A 23,506-nucleotide genomic window follows, 5' to 3' on the forward strand; every position below is an offset into this window, starting at 1 on the left:
CAGCGCGCCTATCCTGGACAGACGGGGCGCAGGCATGACTCGTGATGAATTATTCGCCTCGATCGTGGCGGCAGGCCCCGGTCGCGATGACCTCGTGTACCTCGAACGCCGCGGCAACTGCTACGACTGGCGATTCTTGACTGTCGTTGAAACCCGCTCCGCGCCCGCCGCGCCCGACGTGTGGATGTGGATTTCCGCCGCCTGGCCTCTTGACGAGCCGGAACGGCTGCGCGCGTTCTTCGACGACCTGCTCGCCGAGCTCGAGTCGATGGCCGACACCGCCGACCGGTGTCGGTGGCCGATCGACGAGCCTTGGCCCGACCACGCCCACCAGCACTGAACGGCTGGACAGATGGTCGACTATCCAATCACCGCGGCGGAGCGCACCCGGTTCAAACGCTGCCGGCGCCAGTGGGACTTCGCCTCGCCGCATCGTCGCAACCTGCGATCCAGCGGGTTCGCCGAGCCCGCGCTCCCTGCCGCGCTCAAGGACGCGCTGGCCGTGTATTACTACCCGGGCACCTGGGACTGGCAACACGAGGTAACCCAGCCGTTGGTGCACAAAGCGCTCGAGCGCTCGCTGGGCGAGGCCGGCGCAACCGAGTCGCTCAACCACGGGACGGCGCTCCTGGACTGCTATGACGCCTGGGCGCATGCGGTCGACGACTTCGCGCCGGTCAAGATCAACCTCGATGTCGAAGCGCTGGTCCCGGATCCCGACGACCTCGAGTGCGGATTGCTGGTGCACGACGGATCACCGGTGATCTATCGCTGCCGGATCGACCTGGTGGCCGTCGACGCCGCCGACGAATATTGGGTGGTCTGCCATCAGATCGTCGACGAGTGGCAGGACGTCGACCGGTGGGACCGCGACGAGCAGGCGGTGGCGGCCTGTTGGGCGTTCGAGCACGACTACATCGGAGTCCAGGTCGCCGGCACCATCCACAACGAGGTGCGCATCGACGGCCCACTCGAATTCCCACCCGCCGGGTCCGCGGCGAGACGCGCGCCGAAAGCAGTCGCCCAACACGAGGCCAGCGGCGGTGGTCGATCGGTCCCTCAACATCAACGGGTTTCGGCGCAGGCATCACGCGGCGAGGCGACGAAACGCACCGAGCAGCTCACCGCGGGGCTGTTGCGTCGTACTCGCATCCGCCGCAGCCGCCACGAAATCACCTCGGTGGGAGCGCTGATCGCTGCCGAAGCGGTGGATATGACCGGTTGGCCAACCATCTACCCGACCTTCGCCGGGCATTGCCGTGACTGCGAATTCAGGGCGCCCTGTTCGGCCATCAGCGCAGGATCAGACGCGGAACCGTTGCTGCAGGCCGATTTTCGGCCAACGCCTGATGAAGTGAGCAAACCGAGACTGGGCCAGTCGACGTGGGGTTTCGGCCGCGGCGCCGCACCGCCGCGGTGGTGATCGGTGCTTCGCCCTAGACGTCCAGACCGATGTCGAGCACCCGTACCGAATGGGTGAGCGCTCCGACTGCGAGGTAGTCCACTCCGGTGCCGGCGTAATCCGCAGCGGTGTCGAGTGAAAGCCCGCCCGAGGACTCGAGTTTGGTGCCCGGTGCCCGAGTATCGCGGCGCTGCACCGCAATCTGGGTCTGCCAGACCGGGAAGTTGTCGAGCAACACCAGTTCGGCGCCCTCGGCCAAGATCTCGTCGAGCTGCTCGAGCGAGTCGACTTCGACCTCGCACTCCAGGTCGGGTGCGGCGGCCCGCACCGCGCGCAGCGCCGCGACCACCGAGCCGGCGGCCGCGACATGGTTGTCCTTGATCAGCGCCGCATCACCCAGCCCGAGCCGATGGTTGACGCCACCACCGACCCGGACCGCGTACTTCTGCAGGGCCCGTAGACCGGGCAACGTCTTACGGGTATCGCGAATCTTGGTTTTGGTGCCGTCCACCGCGTCCACCCAGGCCGCGGTGGCGGTGGCGATCCCGGATAAATGACAGACCATGTTCAGCAGTGTGCGTTCGGCGGTCAACAGGCCGTGCATCGGCGCTTCCACTGTCAACGCCGACGCACCAGGCTGCAGTCGAGCCCCGTCCTCGACGCGATTGACGATCCGGTAGCCGTCGCGGCCGAGCACCTCGTCGAGCACCAGGATTGCAATGTCGACCCCGGCGATCACGCCGGGCTCACGGGTGATCAGCGACGCCGTCGTCATGGCGCCTTCGGGCACGGTCGCCGCTGTCGTGATGTCCGGGCCGTAGCGCAGGTCCTCCTCGAGCGCGCGCGCGATCGTGGCATGAGCCTCGACGACCTCCTCGTCAGAGAGGCCCATCAGCAGACCGCCGCCAGCTCCTCGACCTGCGCGCCGCAGTCGGCGTCGAGCCGAGCGACCAGGCTGCGCGCCGGTCCGGCAGCCGCATCGGGGTATTCGGCCCGGTGATGACAACCGCGACTCTCCTCACGGGCCAGCGCGGCGGTCGCCACCGCGCGAGCCGCGACGGTCAGTGCCGCGTCCTCGAAGCCGGCCCGGGTGGTGACTGTGCTCAGCGAGGCTTCCGACAGCATTCCGATCAATCGCTGCAGGCCATTAGCGTCGCGGACCACCGAGGCATCGCGAGTCATCGCCCGCTGCAGGTCGCCGCGGGCCAACGCCGCACAACAGGCCGGCTCCCCTGCCGTCGCGCGGACGCGCCCGAGCAACGCTGCGTGCTCGGCGGCGGCTCGGCCTGCCCTGCCTCCGACCACCAGTCCCTCGAGCAGGCTGTTGGACGCCAAGCGGTTGGCGCCGTGCATCCCGGTGCGGCCGACCTCGCCGGCGGCGAACAGGCCCGGCAGCTCGGTGCGACCGTGGACATCGGTCACCACGCCGCCGCAGCTGTAATGCGCGCCCGGGGCAACCGGGATGGGTTGACGAATCGGGTCGATACCAGCCGCCCGGCAGGCGGCGGCGACGGTCGGGAAGCGGCGCCCGAAATCCTCGATACCGCGGGCGTCGAGGTAAACGCATTCGTCGCCGGTCGCGCGCAGCCGGGCGTCGATAGCGCCGGCCACCACATCGCGTGGCGCCAAATCCCCCATCGGATGCACATCCGCAGTCACCGAATTGCCTTGGCTGTCAACCAGAGCCGCACCCTCGCCGCGAATCGCTTCAGTGACGAGTGGTCGGCGACGGCCTTCGCGGCCGTCGTAAAGCATGGTCGGGTGGAACTGGATGAACTCGATGTCGCTCACCGCGACCCCAGCCCATAGCGCCAGCGCGATACCGTCGCCGGTCGAGCCGGTGGGGTTGGTGGTCGCGCCGTAGAGCTGGCCGAGTCCGCCGGTAGCCAGGATCACTGACGGCGCGTGAATGATGCCGATGCTCCGCCGATCGGCCACCAGCACGCCGGTCACGGCATCGGTTCCCGAAGCCGTGTCGTGCAGCAATCGCAGCGCGGCGTGCTTGGTCCGGATGTCCAGCGTGGTCGCCGCATGGTCGAGGGCGCGTTGCACCTCGGCTCCGGTGGCGTCGCCGCCGGCGTGCACGATACGCCGTCGCGAGTGTCCGCCTTCGCGGCTGAGCGCCCAACCGCCGGCCGCTGCCTGATCGAATTGCGCTCCGTCGCCCACCAATTCGGTGACAGCCCGGAAGCCGTCAGCAACGATGGACGTGACCGCATCGGGATCGCACAGCCCCGCACCGGCGGCCACGGTGTCCGAGACGTGCTCGTCGACCGAGTCGTCGGTGTCGGGCAGCACCACGGCAATCCCGCCCTGGGCGTAGTGCGTCGCCGTAGCTCCGGGCTTGCGGCCGGCCTTGCTGAGCACGACCACCCGTCGGCCGGCGCGGTGCGCAGCCAGCCCCGCAGCCAGACCGCCGACACCGGTGCCGATGACAACGACGTCGGCATTCTCCTGCCAGGCCGGGTGAATGCTCATTCGCCGCCGCCCGGTTGGCCGATCGCGATCATCCGCTGCACGCTTTGGCGCGCCCGCTGCGCGATCTGGGCGTCGACGTGAACCTCGTCGGCGCCCTCGAGAAGGCAACGCAGCAGCGCGGCGGGGGTGATCATCTTCATGTACTTGCACGACGCGCGATCGTTGACCGCGCGGAAGTCGACCTCAGGGGCGGCGTTGCGCAGCTGATACAGCATCCCGACCTCGGTGGCGACCAGGACCTGGCGGGCCCGGGTGGTACGCGCGGCGTCCAGCATCCCGCCGGTCGACAAGATCTTGACCCGGTCGCCCGGAAACGCGCCCTCCCCGGCCAGATACAGCGCCGAGGTCGCGCAACCGCATTCCGGGTGCACGAACAACTCTGCGTCGGGGTGCTTGCGGGCCTGATCGGCGAGCTCGTCACCGTTGATCCCGGCATGCACGTGGCACTCGCCGGCCCACACGTGGACGTTGTCGCGGCCCGTCATCCGGCGTACGTGCGCCCCGAGGAACTGATCCGGGCAGAACAGCACCTCGCGGTCGGCGTCGATGGATTCCACCACGTCTACGGCGTTGGATGACGTGCAGCAGATATCCGTGAGCGCCTTCACCGCGGCGGTGGTGTTGACGTAGGAGACGACGACCGCGCCTGGGTGTTCGTCCTTCCAGGCCTGCAGGTCTTCGGGTGTGATCGAGTCGGCCAGCGAGCATCCGGCCCGCTGATCTGGGATGAGCACGGTCTTGTTCGGGCTGAGGATTTTCGCGGTCTCCGCCATGAAGTGCACGCCGCAGAACACGATGGTGTCGTCGGGCGCCTCGGCCGCGACCCTGGAAAGCGCCAATGAGTCACCCACGTGGTCGGCGACATCCTGAATGGCCGGCAGCTGATAGTTGTGCGCCAGGATCGTGGCGTTTCGCAGGTCGGCCAGCCGACGGATCTCGGCAGCCCATTGCTGGTCGCCGTCGATGCCACCGAAACCATTGGGGGAGTTGGTGATTCTCGCAGCCAGATCGTTTGCCACGTCAATATCCAGTCCGTTTGACCGCACATCGGTGCAATTCACGACTGCCATAGTCGATCCTTTCGCCTCCCGGCAAGGGTTTTCGACTTATAATCGAAAACATGGCCCATGGTAGCACTGCGCACGAAGTGCTCGCTGTCGTGTTCCAGGTTCGCGGGCTCGGATCAGGCCCGATGACGCAGAAGCCCGAGCTCAGCGTGCTGCTCTGGCAACGCGCCCAAGATCCCGAGCGTGGTGCGTGGTCGCTACCCGGCGGCCAGCTGCGCCACGACGAGGACATGAGGACGTCGGTGCGCCGCCAGCTGGCCGAAAAGGTTGATCTGCGGGAAGTCGCGCACCTGGAGCAGCTCGCGGTGTTCTCCGAGCCCGATCGGCTGCCCGGCACGCGCACGATCGCGTCGACGTTCCTGGGCCTGGTTCCCTCCCCCGCCATCCCGGAGCTGCCATCCGACACCCGCTGGCACCCGGTCACCGCGTTGCCGCCGATGGCGTTCGACCACGGCCCGATGGTCGCTCACGCACGAACCCGCCTGGTCGCCAAGATGTCCTACACCAACATCGGATTCGCCTTGGCTCCAACCGAATTCGCCATGTCGACGCTGCGCGACATCTACAGCGCCACCTTGGGTCATCAAGTGGATACCACCAACCTGCAGCGCGTGCTGGCCCGCCGCGGCGTGATCAGCCCAACCGGCACCGTCGCGCACTCCGGCCGCAGCGGTGGTCGACCGGCTGCGTTGTACCGGTTCACCGATTCACAGCTACGGGTCACCGACGAGTTCGCCGCGCTGCGGCCGCCCGGCTCAACGTGAACGTGGACGACTCACCGGCGGGCCGACTGGATTCTTAATACCCCCTTAAGCAAGAATGCCCCGATGGACATTGGCAACCTTGCGAGCGCGGTCGAAACCGGTGCCGAGTGGATCGGTCGGGCGCCCCATGAGGAATTGCAGGCCAAGGCCCGCCCGCTGCTGCCAACCGAGGACCCGTTCTACGAGCCACCGACCGGTTACCAGCACGCCACCCCCGGCACGGTGCTGCGTTCGCGCGACGTCGAGCTGGCATTTCTCGGCCTGATCCCGCAGCGGACGATGGCCACCCAGCTCCTCTACCGGACGACCGACATGAACGGCCGGCCGGCGGCAACGGCGACGACGGTGATCGTGCCCGCTGACGTCACGCCCGACCGGCCCTGCCCGGTGCTGTCGTACCAATGCGCGATCGACGCCGTGTCGTCCCGGTGTTTTCCGTCGTACGCGTTGCGGCGACGCGCGCAGGCCATCGGGTCGCTGGCTCAGCTGGAATACCTACTGATCGCCGCCGCCCTGGCTGAGGGCTGGGCGGTGTCGATACCCGACCACGAGGGCCGCACCGGCATGTGGGGTGCGCCCTTCGAGCCCGGTTACTTCATTCTCGACGGGGTTCGGGCCGCGCTGGATGCCGAGCGACTCGGGCTGTCCTCCTCGGCGCCGGTGGCGCTGTGGGGCTACTCGGGTGGCGGGCTGGCGACGGCGTGGGCTGCCGAGCTGTGCGCCGATTACGCGCGCGAGCTGGACGTCGTCGGCGCCGTGCTCGGATCACCGGTCGGCGATCTCGGCCACACCTTCCGCCGGCTCAACGGCACCTATTTGTCCGGCCTGCCAGCCATGGTGATCGCCGCGCTGATGCACATCTACCCCGACTTGAACCGGGTCATCCAGGAGCACGCCAGCGACGAGGGCCGCGCACTGCTGCAGCGGCTGGAGAGCATGACCACAGTCGGCGCGGTGCTCCGGATGGTCAAGAAGGACGTCGGTGTGTACCTCGACCGGCCACTCGAGGAAATCCTGAGCATGCCCGAGGTTCAGCACGTCTTCGACAGCATCAGGCTGGGCGCCAAGGTGCCCACGCCGCCGGTGCTGATCGTGCAGGCCGTGCACGACTATCTGATCGACGTCGAGGACATCGACCGGTTGGCCGACGCCTACTCTGCGGGCGGAGCCGACGTGACCTATCACCGCGACGCGTTCAACGAGCACCTGCTGCTGCATCCGCTGTCGGCGCCGATGGCGCTGCGCTGGTTGCAGGACCGGTACACCCGCCGGCCGCTGAGCGATCATGTGATCCGAACGAAATGGCCGACGATGTTCAACCCCGCGACCTACGTCGGAATGGCGCGGCTGGCCGTGATCGCGGCCAAGGTGATCACTGGCAAGGCAGTTCACCACCGCCCGCTGTGACGAGTCGGCAAGGCGGCTCCGTATCCAGATCGGGCCGCCTCACAACCAGGGGTTGAGCACGACCTTGTGCGCGGCGCCGCCGGCGTGCAGGCCCTCGAATGCGGCAGGGAATGCGTCGAACGCGACCGGCGCTCCCACCAGCCCGCTCTCGGCAATCCCGCTGCCCGGTAGCAGAGCCACGACCTGATGGAAGTCGGACACCGTGTAGGCGGCGTTGTAGCGCAGGGTCAGGCCCTTCATCGCGGCGATCGTATGGCTCGTCATCTCCGGGTCGAGGGACAGCCCGGCGCTGACCACGGTGCCGCCAGGTGCCACGGTCAGTATCGCCTGGTCGATCAGGCCGGGCACTCCAGCGGTCTCGATGACGACGTCCGGCGCGCCGCCGAGCGCCTCGGTCGCCTCGGCAGCCAGGTCAGGCCCCTGGGTAAGGAAGGCATCAGCGCCCAGCCGGCGAGCTACGCCGGCTTTGGCGTCGGTGCGGGCGACCGCCGCCACACGCGCCGAACCGAGGTGCTTGGCGAAGTGGACGACTCCCAAACCCAGCGCGCCCGCGCCGAGCACCAGCACGCGACCGACCGATGAGACGCCGGCCACCGCAGCGGTGGCCAGGCTTGTGGCCAGCGGCTCGACGAGCGCCCCCTCGACCGCCGAGAATCGCTCGGGCAGTTTCACGCTCGCGTGCTCGTAGACGGCGGCGAACTGGGCGAAGCCGCCCATCCGGCTCGTCGCCTGTGCGCAGCCTTGGGGGAATCCGGACCGGCACTGCTCACAGTGCCCGCACCCGGCGAAGGTCATCGGCGCCACCCGGTCGCCGACCTGCAGCGAGGTAACCCCCGGACCGACCTCGATCACCTCGCCGCCATACTCGTGGCCCAGCACGGCGCCGCCGACGAACAGCTCATCAACGATCGGCCCGTACAGGGTGGGGCTGTCCCGCGGCCGGGTCAGCGAGATGTCGGTTCCGCAGACGCACGCACACTCCACACGCACGACCACTTGCCCTTGTTGTGGCGTCGGGTCCGGGACCTCGTCAATGCGCAGACCCTGGCCAGGCCCGTTATAAACGGCGGCTTTCATCGGTCCTTCTTGTCACTCAAGCAGGCTGCAAGCCGTCAGCGGTGGCGCCGACGGCCTCCGCCTCGGCGCGTTGCTGCTTGATGCACTTGAGCAACACGACAGCCATCACGTTGAACCAGCTGCCGAACACGACAGCCGGGATCCAGAAGGCGAGCACCCCGTTCCACGCGAACGGGCCGCTGTGGGCAATGATCACGATCGCGCCCGGCAGGAACAGTGTGGCCACCCACGCGTTGAAGTACCCGACCCAGCGCGGCATGACCGGCGTGGTTCCCTTGTCACCGAATACCGCCAGCGCCAAGCAGATTGCCTGTAACACCGCCGGAGAGAATGCGCCGATGAACATCTGCCAGCCGAAGTCGGAGAAGAATTGCATCGTGTCCGGGTTGCGCTGGGCAGGACGGAAGGCCAGCGCTGCATAGACGAACATCGGGATGACCACGAGCAGCACGTTGGCGGCGCCGAGCATCATCTGCGTGTAGGCGAGCGGCGAGCGCCGGCCGCCGTTCATTCGCATCATCTGCATCCCGATGCCGGCGGAGAACGGTGCCTGCAGGGCGCCCGCGGCGATGGTGATGATGATCCCGACCTGGATCAGCGTGGTGTGGTCTTCATAGAACGCCTGAACCTGCAAGGGCGTATCGCCGGGGCCGTGGAGCGGCAGCAGGTAGCCCGCTACCAGGCCCCAGCCGACGAAGAACAGCAATGGGAACGCCATTCCCGCATATGCGCAAAGCCTGTCCTGCCAATCGTTGTTCATTGCGCTCTCTTCTACTGGGCAGTGGTGGCCGTCCCGCGATCGGTCCGGATCCCGTCGATGAGAAACTCGAGCCCCGCGGCGAAGTGCGCGCCGTCGGTGCGGTCGAGAAAGTCGGCGCCCGCGGCGAGGATCGCCGGGTACTGCGCACGCGGCAGCGCCGCCAGACCAGCAAGCCGGCGATCGAGCGGGACCCCGCCTGCGACCTGTGCCGCCTCCTGCTGGACGAAGCCGATCACGAAGCCGCTGAACGCAGTGAACGCCGCGACAGCCCCTCCCGTGTCGAGGCCGGCGTCGCCGAACGCCGTCATCGCCACCTCGGCCGCGCGGTAGGCGGCGTCCCCGTTGATGTGTTGCGTGGCGAAGATCTGCGCCAGCTCCGGATGCGCGCCGAGCACCGTGCGCAGACCTTGGTAGAGCCGTCGCAGCCGCTCCTGCCATGGCAGCGCCGCGTCAGGCAGCACCAGCAGGTCGAGGATGCGGTTGCCGATCGCGCCGACGAGCTCGTCCTTGGTCGCTACGAATCCGTACAGCGTCATCGTCCCGATCCCGCACCGCTGCGCGAGCATTCGCATGCTCAGCCCCGCCAGCCCGCGCTCGGCCACGATCATCATCGCCTCGTCAACGACCCTGTCGCGGCTCAGCGCCGCCGCCGCGGCACGCCCCTGCGCGGTCCTAGCCACAAGCAGTAAACGTACGCGTACGTTTGGGTGGAGTCAATCGCGCGGTGCGATCACCTGATCAGGAAATGGCCTGCAATCAACCCCGCGACCTGCAGCGCCGTCCGCTATGACGAGTCGGTTCCGGAAGCCGGATACACGGTCTTGACTGCCGGATAGCCGCCGAGATCGTCCCGGGCGGTCGCCGCCACCGGCACCGCGTAGACCAATGCAGCGGTCGCGGCCGGCAGCAGCAGCGTGCATGCGCTCTGCAGCCAGGACGGGCCGAAGAACACCGACGGCGCCTCAGTGACGTAGTACAGCGGGTGGTCGTGGCTCACCGGCGCAGCAGCGAAATCTGGTGTGCCGTAACGCAAGTGCACCAGCAGCACACCAACGCCGACCGCGGCGCCCGCCGCGATCACCATGCCGATACACAGCCCGGTGACCATCCCGGGACCGCGATGTGGCCGCCACTGCCAGGCCAGCACGGCAGCCACCGCGGCAACGACATTCAGCAGCCCCAGCATCAGGAATGCGGAGACGAAGAAGTGATCGGCTTCGCTGCCCAGGTATTCGTGCAGCCGCTCACCGCTATGGGTCAACGCCACCGCCCCCTTGACCGGCGGGGCCAGCCACGCCCACAGGGCGCCGACGAGCGCGCCGACCGGCAGCAGTCCCGCCGTGACTGTGATGGCCGCTCGCCGTCGAGAAATCCGCGGCGCGCCACGGGTCCGCACGTCGGTCATCGTCGCGACTCCAGATCGGCCGAGTCCACCCGACCGTGCCGCGAACATGTGGCCCACCAGCCGTCGGGACGGACCTGCACCACCATGCGGCGCCCGCATTCGGCGCAGAACCGGGGCGGCTCCAGACCCAGCTGGGCCGCCGTGGGCACGGTAATGCCGGCCGCGTCGTCGACGCGGGCGCCGGTGTAGACGTTATAAACCCCCGCCCCCACCGGCGTGGGCAGATCGCGGAGCATCAATGTCTCGCTCTACAGGCTCGCGTTGAGGGCCTTGATCGGCATCTGCAGATCCTCGAGCAGCTCCAGATCGGCTTCAGCGGGCCGCCCCAGCGTGGTCAGGTAGTTGCCGACGATCACGGCGTTGATGCCGCCCAGGATGCCCTGCTTGGCGCCGAGATCGCCGAGGGTGATCTCGCGCCCACCGGCGAACCGCAGCATGGTCCGGGGCAAGGCCAACCGGAACGCGGCCACCGCTTTGAGCGCTTCGCTGGCCGGCAGGACTTCCAGGTCGCCGAACGGCGTGCCGGGTCGGGGATTGAGGAAGTTCAGCGGCACCTCGTCGGGGTCCAGCTCGGCCAAGTTGGCGGCGAACTCGGCGCGCTGCTCAATCGTCTCGCCCATGCCGAGGATGCCTCCGCAGCACACCTCCATGCCGGCCTCGCGCACCATCGACAGCGTCTCCCAGCGCTCTTCCCAGCTGTGCGTGGTGACGACATTGGGGAAGAAGGAGCGGGCGGTTTCCAGGTTGTGGTTGTAGCGGTGCACGCCCATCGCGGCGAGGCGGTCGACCTGCTCGGCGCTCAGCATCCCCAGCGAGCAGGCGATCTGGATGTCGACCGCATCGCGGATCGCCTCGATGCCTGCAGCCACCTGCGCCAGCAACCGCTCGTCGGGCCCGCGCACCGCTGCGACGATGCAGAACTCGGTGGCGCCGGTCTTGGCGGTTTGCTTGGCCGCTTCGACCAGGCTGGGGATGTCCAGCCAGGCGCTGCGCACCGGCGAGGCGAACAACCCGGACTGCGAGCAGAAGTGACAGTCTTCGGGGCAGCCGCCGGTCTTCAGGCTGATGATCCCCTCGACCTCGACCTCGGGACCGCACCAGGTCATCCGCACCTCGTGCGCCAATGCCAACAGCTCTTCGAGCCGTTCGTCGGGCAGCTGCAGCACTTCCAGCACCTGCTGCTGGCTCAGCCCCTCGCCACCCTCGAGCACCTGGTGACGAGCCACCGCCAGGATGTCGGTGCGGTCGGTGTCGGATGTTGGCCGAGTCGCCGCCTGAGTCACCAGCTACTCCTTAAGTGTTTGTCTTTGTGCTGTCCGCGCATTCGGGACGCAGCGGACCCGGGCTTCTCACAACCAGCGTTGAACGGTGCCCAGGCTAGGCTAGCGGTGTGCACCTGCACAAACGTCATGTGGTCGGCGCGGCGGCGATTGGGTACCTGATAGGGGTAGGCACCGGAGCCCCGGGGGTGAACGCAATTGAGTAGTGCACACGTCGAATACGTGGGTCACCATTGGCTCCTACTTGCCGGACCGGCGTTCTTGCCGGCCGTGATCGTCGTCGCCGTGGTGTTGTATGTCGCGATCAGAGATCGGCGCCGCGCCGACGACGATGCAGAGCGCAGCGATGAGGAGGAGCGGCGCCATTAGCGCCGTCGACGAGGATCCGCAGGCGACCAACCGCGACACTGCCGACGAACGGCGTGACTGAGGCACGCGGCAGCAAATCAGCCGAAGTTTGAACGCAGAGCTCGCAGGCTACCTACTGTGAAGTAAGTTCCCGCCCGACACTTCTCGGGCGGGCCACAGTGCGGTGGGAGGTATCACGGTGGAACTGACACTGCTCGCAGCAGATCCGCCGGCGCGCGGCGCCGGCCTCAACCAAGTGATCGGCCTTTCCGTCGCCGGGATGGTGATCGGCGCGGTAATGCTGTACGTCGGCTGGGCGCATCGCACGCATCGGATCAGCTGGCTAACGGGCGCCGCAGAGTGGCTGGGACAAAAATTCGACCGCCCGTCGTGGGTCGCGCTGCCCGTCCTGGTATTCACCACATCGATCATCTGTGCGCTGTTCGGCTTCATCTGGGATGTCAGCTGGCACATCGGCAACGGCCGCGACCCCGGACCGTTGGCCAACCCAGCCCACTACTTCATCATCATCGGCCTGTTCGGCATCTTTGTCGCCGGCATGATCTCGGTGGTACTGCCGTTCGACAAGCCGGGCCCGGCCGCGGTGCGGATCACCCGCAACTGGTACGCCCCCGTCGGCGGCATTCTGATGGCAGCTTGCGGAATGTACGCGATGATCGGCTTCCCGCTCGACGACATCTGGCACCGAATCTTCGGCCAAGACGTAACGCTTTGGGGCCCAACCCATCTGATGATGATCGGCGGCGCCAACTTCTCCCTCTTCGCGGTGCTGATGCTGGAGTACGAGGGCGAGCGATACCTGCAGGCAAGCCCGCCCGCCGATGGTGCACTGGAGCGAAAAGACCGCCCTTTCGTCCGATTCGTTCGCTACCTGTCCTGTGGCGGGCTGCTCATCGGAATGTCGGTCTATCAGATTGAATTCGACTTCGGAGTGCCCCAGTTCCGGTTGGTTTTCCAGCCGATGCTGATTGCCGCGGCCGCCGCGATCGGCACGATCGTGGCGCGCATCACGCTGGGCCGAGGTGCGGCGATCATCGCGGCGTTGTTCGCAATTGCGCTGCGCGGCGGGGTAGCCCTGATCGTGGGACCTGTGCTGGGCGCCGCGATCAACTGGTTCCCGCTGTATCTGGGGCCGGCGTTGGTGGTCGAGGTGCTGGCCTTGACCCCGCTGTTCCGCCGGCCGATCTTGTTCGGAGCCGTCGCCGGTCTGGGCATCGGCACCGTCGGCCTGTGGCTCGAGTCGCTGTGGATCGGAGCGGTCTACCACTATCCGTGGCCGATCACGCTGTGGCGCGAAGCGCTGCCGACGGCCGTCCCGGTGGCGATATTGGTCGGCATCTGCGCGGCGATGCTCGGGATGGTCCTCACCGGCCAGCGCCTGCCGGGCCGGGGCATCGGCATCACCGCGGTGGCGCTCACGGTCCTCGTCATCGGCGGCACGGTCGCCAACGGCCTGCACATTCACGTGCCCAGTCAGGACACCGCGACCGTCAAGCTGACCGACCTGCCGAGCGCACCGGGACAGCGGATGGTGTCGGCCGACGTGCAGATCAATCCGCCCACTGCCATCAGTGACCATCCGGATTGGCTCACGGTGCTGGCCTGGCAGGGCCGGATGAACAACGAACGAGGTCTGGTGATCGACCGGCTCACCAAGGTGGGTCCCGGGCATTACGTGTCGAATCGTCCACTCCCGGTGTGGGGCTCCTGGAAGACCTTGGTCCGTATCCATGACGGCCGCACGTTGGCTGCGGTGCCGATCTGGGCGCCCGCTGACGACGCCATTCCCGTCAAGGAAATCCCGGTGCAGCTCAACAGCACCAAGCCCCTCACATTCGAGGTGTCGATCCTTCAGCGTGAGCGTGACCCGGGCGTGCCCGCGTGGTTGTTCACCGCCGGCGGAGTGGTCGTGCTGTTCCTGACCTTGTGCGTCGTCTCCGCTCTGACGTGGGGTGCCGGCCGGATCAACGAGGACGACACTGCCCCAACGCAACCGGAGGAATCGGTATTGGATCGCGTTCCCCCGAAGGCGGCATGAGGGCGGCGGCAGCAGTCTCGTCACCGCGCGCACTCCTTGCGGCTCTAGTTGGAGTACTGGCGGTAGCACTGGCCGGGTGCGGGGGTGCGTCGAAACCGGCCGGCAGCGCCGGGCTGACGATCGACATCACGATCGCCCACGGGCAGGTCACGCCGGCCAACGCGACCCTGCAGGCAACTGTCCGCCAACCGATTACGCTGCATGTGACCAGCGACGCCATCGACGAGTTGCACGTGCATTCGGTGCCCGATCACAAGTTCGAGGTGGCCGCAGCGGCCAATCAGACATTCCAATTCAGCGTTGACGTTCCGGGCAGCGTCGACGTCGAGCTACACCATCTCGACCGCACCGTCGCCACCATCCACGTGCATCCGTGACACGCGCCGGCGACGATTCAGAGCGCAGCGATGAGGAGGAGCGCCGCCGATGACCACGGCGGTCATTGTCGCGCACGGCCTTGGCGGGTCGAGCGATCTCCCGGTGCCGTATGCGTTTTCGGTGATCGGCGCGGCTTGGGCGTTGACCTTCACCTTCGCTCTGGTCGCGCTCGCCTGGAAGCGGCCACGGTTTGATCCGGAAAATCCGACTCGCGCGCTGCCGGCGGTAGTGACGACTTTCGTGGACGCACGGGTCGTCCGCGGTTTTGCGGCGGTCGCGGCGTTGGCGTTCACCGGGTGGGTGCTGCTGGCCGGGCTGTGCGGACCGCAAACGCAGACCAACGCGCTGCTCGGTGTCTTCTACGTGCTGCTGTGGGTGGGGCTGGTGGCGGTTTCGCTTCTGGTAGGGCCGGTATGGCGGGTCATCTCGCCGATGCGCACGCTCTACCTACTGCTGCAACGCATTATCCCGGAACGCTTCGCCAAGCCACGGTTGAGCTATCCGGAGTCCTGGGGGTATCGGCCTGCCGCGGTGGGGTTGTTCGCATTCGTGTGGTTGGAGCTGGCCAGCCCCAACCCGGCCGCGCTGCCGTGGGTGAAGTCGTGGCTGCTGATCTATGCCGTGGTGTTGCTGGGCGGTGCCTGGCTGTGCGGGAAACGATGGTTCGCCCGAGCGGACCCGTTCGGCGTCTACAGCGTGGCGGTTTCGCGGCTCTGCCCCTTTCGGCGCGACTCGAAGACTCAGCGAATCGCGATCGGCAACCCCTTCGATCATCTGCTGTCGTTGCCGATTCGGCCGGGCATCGTCGCCGTGCTGGCGGTGCTGCTTGGCTCCACCGCATTCGACAGCTTCTCGTCATCGGCTACCTGGCGCAACTTCGCTGACGGCCTCGCCCGGAGTATTCACGATGTGCCGGTATCGTTTTCGCTGTCCGCGTTGCGCACTATCGGGATGCTGGTTTTCGTCGCTGTGGTGGGGACGACCTTCTCGCTGGCCGCGCGCGCGGCGGGCGGAATCGACCGCGAGCAGCGCCGTGCGCTACCCGGCCAGCTGGCGCACTCGCTGATTCCCATCGTGGTGGGTTACATCTTCGCGCACTACCTGTCGTATCTGGTCGAGCGCGGGCAGCAGGCGGTGTTCGCCCTCGCCGACCCTTTCGGCAAGGGCTGGAACCTGCTGGGGCTGGGGCATTTACACGTCGCCTACGTGTTGTCGCTGCATCCCACGGTGCTGGCTGTCATCAAGGTGACATCGGTGGTGACCGGACACATCGTGGCGGTGATCGCGGCGCACGACAAGGCGCTGCGGCTGCTGCCGTCGGGTCACCAACTCACCGGCCAGCTGACCATGATGCTGGTCATGGTCGGCTACACCTTCACTGGGTTGTACCTGCTCTTCAGCGCGTAGACGTCATTCCAGGACGCCGTCATGCAGCTCGGCGAACAATTCGGTGTTGCGGCTGTAGTCGACAGGCACGTCGATAATGGTCACTCCCGGGTCGGCCAGCGACCGGGTGAACGCATCCTCGAACTCGGTCAGGCTGGCCACTCGGACACCCTTGGCGCCGAAGGCGGCCGCGTAGTGAACGATGTCGTAGTCGCCCAACTGCACACCTGAGGTGCGGCCGTACTTCAGCTTCTCTTGGAACGCGACCATGTCGTAGGTGTTGTCGCGCATGATCACGTGCGTGAAGCTCAGGCCCAGTCGTGTCGCGGTCTCCAATTCCTGTGCACTGAACAGAAATCCACCGTCGCCGGACACCGACACGACCGGTGTACCCGGCCGCACCAGGGCGGCGGCCATCGCCCACGGCAACGCGACACCAAGGGTCTGCTGGCCGTCGGAGAACAGCAGTCGCCGAGGCTGATACACCCGAAAATGCCTGGCCATGTAGATGTAGTGTGATCCCACGTCGCAGGCCACGGTGGCGGTGTCGTCGATCAGGTCCCTGATCTTCAGGACGACAGCGGCCGGGTTGACGCCGCCGCCGGTCTGGGGGCGTTGGCGGGCCTCCTCGTCGATGTTCAGCAGCACGGCCCGCTGTTCGGCGATGTGGACACTGACGCCGTCATCCAGTCGCAGACCGGTCAATTGCGGGGTCAATTCGGTCAACGTCGCAGCGATGTCGCCGCGCAGTTCAAGGGTGGGCTGGTAGTGGTTGTCGATATCGGCGGGCATTTCGTCGATGTGGATCAGTGTGCGGGAGCGATCCGGATTCCACAGCCCCGGATCGTATTCGACCGGGTCGAAGCCGACCGTCACCAGCACATCGGCATGGCCGATCACGATGTCGCCGGGTTGGTTGCGGAACAGTCCGACCCGTCCGACGAACCGATCTTCCAGTTCGCGCGAGACCACACCGGCCGCCTGAAATGTCTCGACGACCGGGAGGTCGGCGACCGCGATCAGTTCGCGCAGCGCCGCACATGGCGCGGGCTCGCCGGCACGAATGCCGACGAACAGGGCCGGGCACTTTGCGGCCCGAATCAAGTTGACGGCCTGCGCAATTGGACCTACCGGTGCGGGACCCAACGCCGGCACCGGCGTCGGCTCGACGATTGCCGCTGATGTGGTGGCCGCCAGCACGTCGGCGGGTAGCACCACGGCCGCCGCGCCGTGCGGCTGGGTGAGCGCGATCCGGATGGCGTTGGCGACCGCCTCGGGGACGTTATCGGGATCGTTGACCTCGCCGGTGTACTTCGTGAACGGCTTCAGCGCCGCAACGGCATCCATCGACTGATGGGTCCGCTTGAGCCGGTCGGCCCGCTGCACGGCACCGCAGATCGCCACCATCGGGTCCTGCTCGGTGGTGGCGGTGATCAGTCCGGTGGCCAGATTCGTGGTGCCGGGCCCCGATGTCACCAATGCGACGCCTGGTGTTCCGGTGAGCCGGCCGACCGCGGCGGCCATGAACGCAGCGTTCTGCTCGTGGCGGCAGACGACCAGTTGGGGGCCACCGTCAGCCAGAGCGTCGTAGACGGCGTCGATCTTGGCGCCCGGTACGCCGAAGATGAATCGGACGCCGTAGGCGGCGAGGGTTTCGATCACGCGTTGAGCGGAGCGCACGTTGTTGCTCAGTTCATTCCCCCTCGGTTTGGCGGATCTGGGTGTCCATGTCGGTCTTATTCAGTTCGGCGGCAAGGAATTCTGGTGTGCGCGGCAGGCTCAGGTGCAGATCAGAGCGAACACTGATGTCCACCCGGCCACGCGTCAACAGGTAGTCCAAGGCGTGTCCGCCGTGGCGCCGTTCGGCGTCGACGAAATGGGAGTGGTAGCCGGCCACCGAGACGCCCTGCTCGTAGTCCGGCATTCGAAATCCCGCCAGGGTGCCGGTGGCGTCGCCGAAGGTCACCTCTCGCTGGTCTTGGGTGGCCTCGGTGAACGGCGGGTAGGGGCGGTGTTGCGCGGTGACCGTGCGAGTGCGAATCACGCTGAAATCGCCGGTAACCCGGACAGCGACGATCAAATTCGCACTCGGTAGTGATTCGTCGATGCGTGCTTTGAGGCCGGCGCGGTCGACGGGCTCGGTCACCTCGAACGAGCGGTCGGCGTCAAACCAGGTGACGACGGCGAACGGGGTGCACTGGTCAGCGTCGGCGACGTGTGCGCTGCCGTCACCACGTAGCTGGTAGCAGATGCCGTCGAGCACCAGCATCTCGCCGTCCAGCCCGTTGAAGGTGCCCAGGCCAAAGTTGCCGTGCTGCAACAGCTCCCGGATCGTCACGTCGCCGTCGTACACGCCGTCGAGCAAGGCACCCATCGTCGAGGTCTGGTAGACCTCGCTGCCGTGGCGATATGCGAGCATCGCGTGCAGCCAACCGCGCAGACGGCTGGTGGGGGACTCGGCCGGATCAGACACCATCTGTGAATCTCCATCGTCGCGACGCGCTAAGGATTGTTTCGCTCGCGGACCGCGCCGTCAACGCGACCACCCTCCCGCTATCAATCCAGTCACGATGGTGTGCCCGGTCGGCGGGGCGTTCGAACGGTTGCGCACTGGATATCGCGGCGTAATTTTTCTTTCAGGCGAATACGTGGAGGCATCTGATGGGCGATATGGAACTAGGCCGACGATCGCTACTGGCCGCGGCACCACTGTTGCTGGCGACGATCGCCGCCGGTGACAAGACGGTCAAACTCGACAATTTCAATGTGGCGCCGCCACCAGAGGCCGGCCCGGACCCAAGCGAGACGTTCACCCAGGCGTACCGTGACATCACTTTCGAGCCATGGGGCAACTTGCCGCCGCGCAGCGGCGAAATGGCCATGCTGTACGGAGATTTCAATAGCCCGGGGCCGTATCTGGTGTTGATGAAATGGAATCCGGGGTGGTTCAGCGCGCCGCATACCTATGCGACCGACCGGATTCAGATGGTCGTGTTCGGCACCTGGTTTGTCAACAGCGGCAATGATTTCCAACCGCAAGACGCGGTTGGGGTCGGGCCGGGTGGCTATGTAAAGCGCACCGCGCGCACCCCGCACTACGACGGCGTACCAACCGGCCGGCCCGACCCGGCGGTTATCGCGATCTTCGGCCTTGGTCCCGTCGACGTGCAGCTCGTCGACCCGAGCCAGCCATCATGGCGTCAAGTGTGACGAAGGAAATCCCTTCGCCGCGCTAGGCCGGATGCTCGACGGAAAGGCCAAGCGTGCGCATCGTGCTCGCGAGGTGCATACCCAGGACCTCCTCAGTGCGTCCGAGATCCCCGTCGCGCACGGCTTCGGCGAAGAGGCGATGCTCTTCTAAGATCGTGGTGATCCGCTCCTCGTGCATGACCAATTCACGGTTCATGCGCATCTGACGGTCGCGTAGTGATGAGTAGAAACCGGCCACGATGACGTTCCCCGACTCCTGAAGGATGACGTCGTGAAAGGCGCGGTCGGCATCTGAGAACTCTTCCCACTCAGATCTCGCGGCGGCGTCCCGCTGCCGTTGCAGCTCCCCCAACAGCCGCTCGAACACGGCTGCGCGCGCCGCGGGGCCGCGTGCAATGACTTTGGCCGACGCGAACTGCTCTAAAACCCGCCTGGCCTCGATGACCGCGTGGGCTTCCTCAGAGGAAACCGGCACGACGAGCGCCCCGCGCTGCGGGTACAACCGCAGCAGCCCCTCGGCCTCCAGTCGCAGGAAGGCCTCACGCACCGGCGTGCGCGACATCCCGAGAGCGGTGGCGACCTCACCCTCGCTGATCAATTCCCCCCCGGGAAACGCTCCCGTGAGCACCTGCGTTTTGACGTAATCCAGCGCGCGGTCCTTAGCTGCGGGCCGGCCACTCCCAGTTGCCTTCGGTACCACACCACACCCCTTGCAGCTAAGCCGTATCCCACTTGTATCCCTGGCCGTCTTCGCATGTTACCGCTGTTCGGCGGATGTGACGAGGAGCTGGCGTTCCGAGCCAGTTGCAACTGAGATACAAGTTAGATACGATTGGGGTACAAGCGTTCCGCAGAGGAGGCAGGCCGTGACGAACACGAACCCGCAGCAGTCAGTTGCCGAATCGATGAATTTGGACCCGACAATTCCAGCGCCGATGACCAACGTCGCCGAGTACGGGTTCGAGGGCCGGTTCGAGGAGTGGGCCGATGACGCCCGATTGTTCGAGTACTCCAAGGCCGCCAACCCGATTGGCTCGGGGCATGCGCCGCAGGTGCCCATCGTTCAGTTCGGCCCCGAGCTCTACCGGGACCAACCGACCGGTGTGGTGCCGTTGGATCTGTCCAGGGAGCTTGGGATCAAGGACGGCGAGGCGACGAGCCCGGCGCTGTTGGCCAACTTCTTACGCATCCGCGCCGGTGAGCAGATCGACACCAGTCCGAACGCCACCAGCCAGCTGTACTACGTGCTCTGCGGGCGGGGCTTCGCGGCCATCAACGGCCATCTGGTCAAGTGGGAAAAAGGTGACTTCTTGACCCTGCCCGCCGGATCCCACTCGGTGTTCTACGCCGACGCCGAGGCGGCCATGTACTGGGTGCACGACGAACCGCTGCTGCGCTACCTCGGCGCCGACGCGACACAGCCCCGGTTCCGGCCCACCAAGTTCCGCCGCGCCGACGTCGTCGCCAAGCTCGAGGACATCGCCACTCGCCCGGGCGCCAACGACAAGAGCCGGGTCAGCGTGTTGCTGGCCAACGCCGACCAAGAACAGACGCTGACTATCACCCACGTGCTGTGGGCCATGTTCGGTGTGCTGCCCGCAGGCCAGGAGCAGCGCCCGCACCGCCATCAGTCGGTCGCCCTGGATCTGATTCTCGATGCGCCACCCAGCGGCTGCTACACGCTGCTGGGCACCCGCCTCGACGAGCGCGGCGAGATCCTCGACCCGATCCGAGTGGACTGGCAGGCCGGCGGTGCCTTCACCACCCCGCCGGGCACGTGGCACGCCCACTACAACGAGACCGATACGCCTGCACACCTGATCCCCGTTCAGGACGCTGGCCTGCAGACCTACCTGCGCAGCCTGGACATCAAGTTCACCCAACGCCGCGATTTGGTCGCCGGCTGAACCGCCAAAGACGGGACGCACGATGATCTACTGGGCTGCAATGAGTTTGGGCTCGTACTGCCTATTGGTGATCGAGGCGACGAAGTCTAGGTTGAATCCCATCAGATAGTCGGCGCGTCAACACAGAGGAGAATGGTCATGGCCAAGGTACTGCTTGTTCTCTATCCGGACCCGGTCACCGGCTATCCCCCGGTCTATGCGCGCGACAGCATCCCGGTGTTGCACGGCTACCCCGGCGGTCAGACGTTGCCGACCCCCTCGGCGATCGATTTCACGCCCGGTCAGCTGCTGGGCTGCGTGTCCGGTGAGCTCGGCCTGCGTAAGTTTCTCGAAGACGCCGGCCATCAACTGGTGGTGACCTCGGACAAGGAAGGCCCGGACTCGGAATTCGAGCGCGAGCTCCCCGACGCCGATGTCGTGATTTCCCAACCATTTTGGCCGGCATACCTGACCGCCGAGCGAATCGCCAAAGCGAAGAACCTCAAGCTGGCCCTGACCGCCGGGATCGGCTCCGACCACGTCGATCTCGACGCCGCGATCGCCCGCGGGCTCACGGTCGCCGAGGTCACCTTCTGTAACAGCATCAGCGTCGCCGAGCACGCCGTCATGCAGATCCTCGCGCTGGTCCGCAACTTCGTTCCGTCCCACCAGTGGGTCACCGACGGTGGCTGGAACATCGCCGACTGCGTCGAACGCGGCTACGACGTCGAGGGCATGGACGTCGGCGTGATCGCCGCGGGCCGCATCGGCGCTGCCGTGTTGCGCCGGATGGCGCCGTTCGACGTCAACCTGCACTACACCGACACTCGCCGACTGCCAGCCGAGGTCGAAAAGGAACTGAACGTCACCTATCACCCCGACGCCGCGTCGCTGGCGCGTTCGGTCGACGTGTTGTCCATCCATGCTCCGTTGCACCCGCAGACCTATCACCTGTTCGACGAGAAGCTGATCGCCTCGATGCGGCGCGGCTCCTACATCGTCAACACGGCCCGCGCCGAGATCTGCGTGCGCGACGCGGTGGTGGCAGCGCTGAAGAGCGGCCAACTGGCCGGCTACGCCGGCGATGTGTGGTATCCGCAGCCGCCACCGGCTGACCACCCGTGGCGGAGCATGCCGAACGAGGCAATGACGCCGCACGTCTCGGGCACCTCGCTATCGGCCCAGGCCCGTTACGCGGCGGGGGCGCGGGAGATTCTCGAGGACTTCTTCGCCGACAGGCCAATTCGCGACGAATACCTGATCGTGTCCGGTGGCGGGTTGGCCGGCACCGGCAAGGCGTCCTACACCGCGGGCAGTGGCGCGAGCCCCGGCAGCAGCGGCAAGTAACTCAGCTGATCGGGTACTCGACGCGTTCGCTGCCGTCCCAGCGTCGCAATCCGGCAAAGCTGCCGTAGATCTGGGACGGTTGACCGGCCAGCCGCAGGACCGGTCCGAGTTGAGCACCCTCGACTCGACGGGCCAGTGTGACGTGCGCCGTCCAATCACCGGGCCGGCTGTGCGGCAACGGTTCCGGCACGAGATGCGGTCCGCAGATTCGGTGCACCTCGGCGTGCAAGGCGAGCAGGTCGGCCGACGGCACGACGAGTCGGGCCAGGATGGCATTCGATTGACCGAACAGCAGCGGCGCCCCGACCGTGCAGCCCAGCGGTAACCGCTGAGCGACCGGCCGCAGCAGTGCGTCGACCTCGGGCTCGATCCGGTCGGCCACCGCCAATGTCACGTGCGGGCGTCCGGCCGGAGTCCTGCTCGGCAAGTCGGCAGCCGACAGGTCGTCCCAGATGCGGCGCAGTGTCGCTTCGGTCTCGTCATCGAAGAGCAGCTCGATCGAATGAACCATCAGCTGACCAGACTGGTCACCCAGGCCCGGTCGAATGCGTGCGCGCTCATCGCCATGAACTCGCTCGATTTCATCGACCCGGCGCCGGCGGGCAAAGCGGCGCGCAGCGGCGCCAGCCGCACCAGTGCCAATCTGTTGGAGTTCTCCACCACCCCCGGCTGCGGCGGCCAGTTGCCGATCACCAATCCCGCACAGGAAATTCCCTGTGCGGCAAGTGATTCCAGTGTCAACGCGGTGTGGTTCAGGGTGCCGAGCTCAGCGGTGGCCACGACCAGCGCGGCGGCGCCCAGATCACCCGCGAGGTCGCGCAACGTCATGCCTGCCTCGCCGATTTCGACCAGCAGCCCGCCGGCTCCTTCGACCAGGGTCAGCTGCACTCGACGGTCCACTGCGCGAATGAGTTTGAGCATGTTGCGCCGCGTCGGTAGTGACTTTCCGGCCTGCTCGGCGGCGGCCAGCGGCGCCAGCGGCTGTGGGTAGCGCGCCAGCCCGACCACCTTGGCCAGGCCGGTCAGTCGGGTGACCTCGGCCAGGTCGTCGTCGCCGGTATCGGTGCCGGTCTGCACCGGCTTGCAGACCGCGACGTCAACGCCGGCCTGGCGCGCGGCCGCTGCCAGTGCCGCGGTCGTGATGGTCTTACCGACCCCGGTCCCGGTCCCGGTGATGACGAGAACCGTCAACGGCGTGCCGCGGCGAGCACGTCGGTCAGCACCGCGCGGGCCAACTCGAGATCGTCGTCAT

Annotated in this window: 25 protein-coding genes; 11 read left to right on the forward strand and 14 right to left on the reverse strand. The window is 66.8% G+C overall.

The genetic code is table 11. The annotated features are described in order from the left end of the window. Together WAN02_RS23465 and WAN02_RS23470 are read left to right on the forward strand one after the other, a co-directional pair. A partial coding sequence (locus tag WAN02_RS23465) for a hypothetical protein (protein WP_422266882.1) occupies positions 1-340 on the forward strand: 340 nt, incomplete at its 5' end. Between the two features lie 12 nt (positions 341-352). After that, positions 353-1,423 carry a hypothetical protein gene (locus WAN02_RS23470; RefSeq protein ID WP_422266884.1) on the forward strand — a complete coding sequence of 357 codons (1,071 nt, stop codon included), beginning with the start codon at positions 353-355 and terminating at the stop codon, positions 1,421-1,423. A 13-nt stretch (positions 1,424-1,436) separates the two neighbouring features. Here the strand turns inward: WAN02_RS23470 and nadC are convergent, their stop codons facing one another. From nadC to nadA, 3 genes are read right to left on the reverse strand one after another with little or no spacing between them, the layout of a single operon-like run. Continuing rightward, entirely contained in the window at positions 1,437-2,294 is an 858-nt protein-coding gene (gene nadC / locus WAN02_RS23475) for a carboxylating nicotinate-nucleotide diphosphorylase (protein ID WP_422266886.1), read from the reverse strand. After that, the gene (locus WAN02_RS23480; RefSeq protein WP_422266888.1) at positions 2,294-3,880 is read right to left on the reverse strand and encodes an L-aspartate oxidase; all 1,587 of its coding nucleotides are present in this window, start codon (positions 3,878-3,880) and stop codon (positions 2,294-2,296) included. Before WAN02_RS23480 ends, nadC begins: the two co-directional genes overlap by 1 nt. Then, positions 3,877-4,950, reverse strand: coding sequence for a quinolinate synthase NadA (gene nadA, locus WAN02_RS23485; RefSeq protein WP_422266890.1), 1,074 nt, complete (start codon positions 4,948-4,950; stop codon positions 3,877-3,879). The genes WAN02_RS23480 and nadA overlap by 4 nt, the downstream gene beginning before the upstream one ends. A gap of 50 nt (positions 4,951-5,000) precedes the next feature. Here nadA and WAN02_RS23490 point away from each other — a divergent pair, with 50 nt between their 5' ends. After that, positions 5,001-5,711: an NUDIX hydrolase gene (locus WAN02_RS23490; RefSeq protein WP_422266892.1), complete on the forward strand. Its 711-nt coding sequence runs from the start codon at positions 5,001-5,003 to the stop codon at positions 5,709-5,711. A gap of 63 nt (positions 5,712-5,774) precedes the next feature. Continuing rightward, positions 5,775-7,118, forward strand: a complete 1,344-nt coding sequence (locus tag WAN02_RS23495; protein ID WP_422266894.1) for a lipase family protein — start codon at positions 5,775-5,777, stop codon at positions 7,116-7,118. A 39-nt stretch (positions 7,119-7,157) separates the two neighbouring features. Here WAN02_RS23495 and WAN02_RS23500 read toward each other — a convergent pair whose 3' ends face one another. The 6 genes from WAN02_RS23500 to bioB all read right to left on the reverse strand — a co-directional run bounded on the left by WAN02_RS23500 (position 7,158) and on the right by bioB (position 11,643). Further along, positions 7,158-8,195, reverse strand: coding sequence for a zinc-dependent alcohol dehydrogenase (locus WAN02_RS23500; protein ID WP_422266896.1), 1,038 nt, complete (start codon positions 8,193-8,195; stop codon positions 7,158-7,160). Between the two features lie 16 nt (positions 8,196-8,211). Beyond that, complete coding sequence (locus WAN02_RS23505; RefSeq protein ID WP_422266898.1) at positions 8,212-8,901, reverse strand: hypothetical protein; 690 nt, start codon at positions 8,899-8,901, stop codon at positions 8,212-8,214. Positions 8,902-8,966: 65 nt separating this feature from the next. After that, a complete protein-coding gene (locus WAN02_RS23510) occupies positions 8,967-9,635 on the reverse strand; it encodes a TetR/AcrR family transcriptional regulator (RefSeq protein ID WP_422266900.1) in 669 nt (222 codons plus the stop codon). Positions 9,636-9,739: 104 nt separating this feature from the next. Then, positions 9,740-10,360, reverse strand: coding sequence for a DUF2567 domain-containing protein (locus WAN02_RS23515; RefSeq protein WP_422266902.1), 621 nt, complete (start codon positions 10,358-10,360; stop codon positions 9,740-9,742). Continuing rightward, positions 10,357-10,596: a hypothetical protein gene (locus WAN02_RS23520; protein WP_422266904.1), complete on the reverse strand. Its 240-nt coding sequence runs from the start codon at positions 10,594-10,596 to the stop codon at positions 10,357-10,359. Before WAN02_RS23520 ends, WAN02_RS23515 begins: the two co-directional genes overlap by 4 nt. Before the next feature lie 12 nt (positions 10,597-10,608). After that, entirely contained in the window at positions 10,609-11,643 is a 1,035-nt protein-coding gene (bioB, locus tag WAN02_RS23525; protein ID WP_422266906.1) for a biotin synthase BioB, read from the reverse strand. A 195-nt stretch (positions 11,644-11,838) separates the two neighbouring features. Between bioB and WAN02_RS23530 the strand changes: the two genes are divergently transcribed. The 4 genes from WAN02_RS23530 to WAN02_RS23545 all read left to right on the forward strand — a co-directional run bounded on the left by WAN02_RS23530 (position 11,839) and on the right by WAN02_RS23545 (position 15,832). Further along, positions 11,839-12,009 carry a hypothetical protein gene (locus WAN02_RS23530; RefSeq protein WP_422266908.1) on the forward strand — a complete coding sequence of 57 codons (171 nt, stop codon included), beginning with the start codon at positions 11,839-11,841 and terminating at the stop codon, positions 12,007-12,009. Positions 12,010-12,268: 259 nt separating this feature from the next. Next, positions 12,269-14,047: a hypothetical protein gene (locus WAN02_RS23535; protein ID WP_422266928.1), complete on the forward strand. Its 1,779-nt coding sequence runs from the start codon at positions 12,269-12,271 to the stop codon at positions 14,045-14,047. Beyond that, the gene (locus WAN02_RS23540) at positions 14,044-14,424 is read left to right on the forward strand and encodes a hypothetical protein (RefSeq protein WP_422266910.1); all 381 of its coding nucleotides are present in this window, start codon (positions 14,044-14,046) and stop codon (positions 14,422-14,424) included. Before WAN02_RS23535 ends, WAN02_RS23540 begins: the two co-directional genes overlap by 4 nt. A 49-nt stretch (positions 14,425-14,473) precedes the next feature. Beyond that, positions 14,474-15,832 carry a hypothetical protein gene (locus WAN02_RS23545; RefSeq protein ID WP_422266912.1) on the forward strand — a complete coding sequence of 453 codons (1,359 nt, stop codon included), beginning with the start codon at positions 14,474-14,476 and terminating at the stop codon, positions 15,830-15,832. 3 nt (positions 15,833-15,835) lie between these two features. Here WAN02_RS23545 and alsS read toward each other — a convergent pair whose 3' ends face one another. Further along, positions 15,836-17,491, reverse strand: a complete 1,656-nt coding sequence (gene alsS / locus WAN02_RS23550; protein ID WP_422266914.1) for an acetolactate synthase AlsS — start codon at positions 17,489-17,491, stop codon at positions 15,836-15,838. Positions 17,492-17,504: 13 nt separating this feature from the next. Further along, the gene (gene budA, locus WAN02_RS23555; protein WP_422266916.1) at positions 17,505-18,287 is read right to left on the reverse strand and encodes an acetolactate decarboxylase; all 783 of its coding nucleotides are present in this window, start codon (positions 18,285-18,287) and stop codon (positions 17,505-17,507) included. Positions 18,288-18,472: 185 nt separating this feature from the next. Here budA and WAN02_RS23560 point away from each other — a divergent pair, with 185 nt between their 5' ends. After that, the gene (locus tag WAN02_RS23560) at positions 18,473-19,021 is read left to right on the forward strand and encodes a tat pathway signal sequence (protein WP_422266918.1); all 549 of its coding nucleotides are present in this window, start codon (positions 18,473-18,475) and stop codon (positions 19,019-19,021) included. A gap of 22 nt (positions 19,022-19,043) precedes the next feature. On the opposite strand, the gene WAN02_RS23565 is transcribed toward WAN02_RS23560, so the two are convergent. Further along, positions 19,044-19,721: a GntR family transcriptional regulator gene (locus WAN02_RS23565; RefSeq protein ID WP_422266920.1), complete on the reverse strand. Its 678-nt coding sequence runs from the start codon at positions 19,719-19,721 to the stop codon at positions 19,044-19,046. 205 nt (positions 19,722-19,926) lie between these two features. Between WAN02_RS23565 and WAN02_RS23570 the strand changes: the two genes are divergently transcribed. After that, a complete protein-coding gene (locus tag WAN02_RS23570) occupies positions 19,927-20,928 on the forward strand; it encodes a cupin (protein ID WP_422266930.1) in 1,002 nt (333 codons plus the stop codon). Positions 20,929-21,066: 138 nt separating this feature from the next. Next, positions 21,067-22,254: an NAD-dependent formate dehydrogenase gene (locus WAN02_RS23575; RefSeq protein ID WP_422266922.1), complete on the forward strand. Its 1,188-nt coding sequence runs from the start codon at positions 21,067-21,069 to the stop codon at positions 22,252-22,254. 1 nt (position 22,255) lies between these two features. Here the strand turns inward: WAN02_RS23575 and WAN02_RS23580 are convergent, their stop codons facing one another. After that, positions 22,256-22,765 (reverse strand): 2'-5' RNA ligase family protein, encoded by a 510-nt coding sequence (locus WAN02_RS23580; protein ID WP_422266924.1) that lies wholly within the window; start codon positions 22,763-22,765, stop codon positions 22,256-22,258. After that, positions 22,765-23,445, reverse strand: a complete 681-nt coding sequence (bioD, locus tag WAN02_RS23585; protein WP_422266926.1) for a dethiobiotin synthase — start codon at positions 23,443-23,445, stop codon at positions 22,765-22,767. The genes WAN02_RS23580 and bioD overlap by 1 nt, the downstream gene beginning before the upstream one ends. Positions 23,446-23,506 lie beyond the last annotated feature (61 nt).

Source organism: Mycobacterium sp. (genome assembly GCF_049281135.1).
GTDB lineage: Bacteria > Actinomycetota > Actinomycetes > Mycobacteriales > Mycobacteriaceae > Mycobacterium.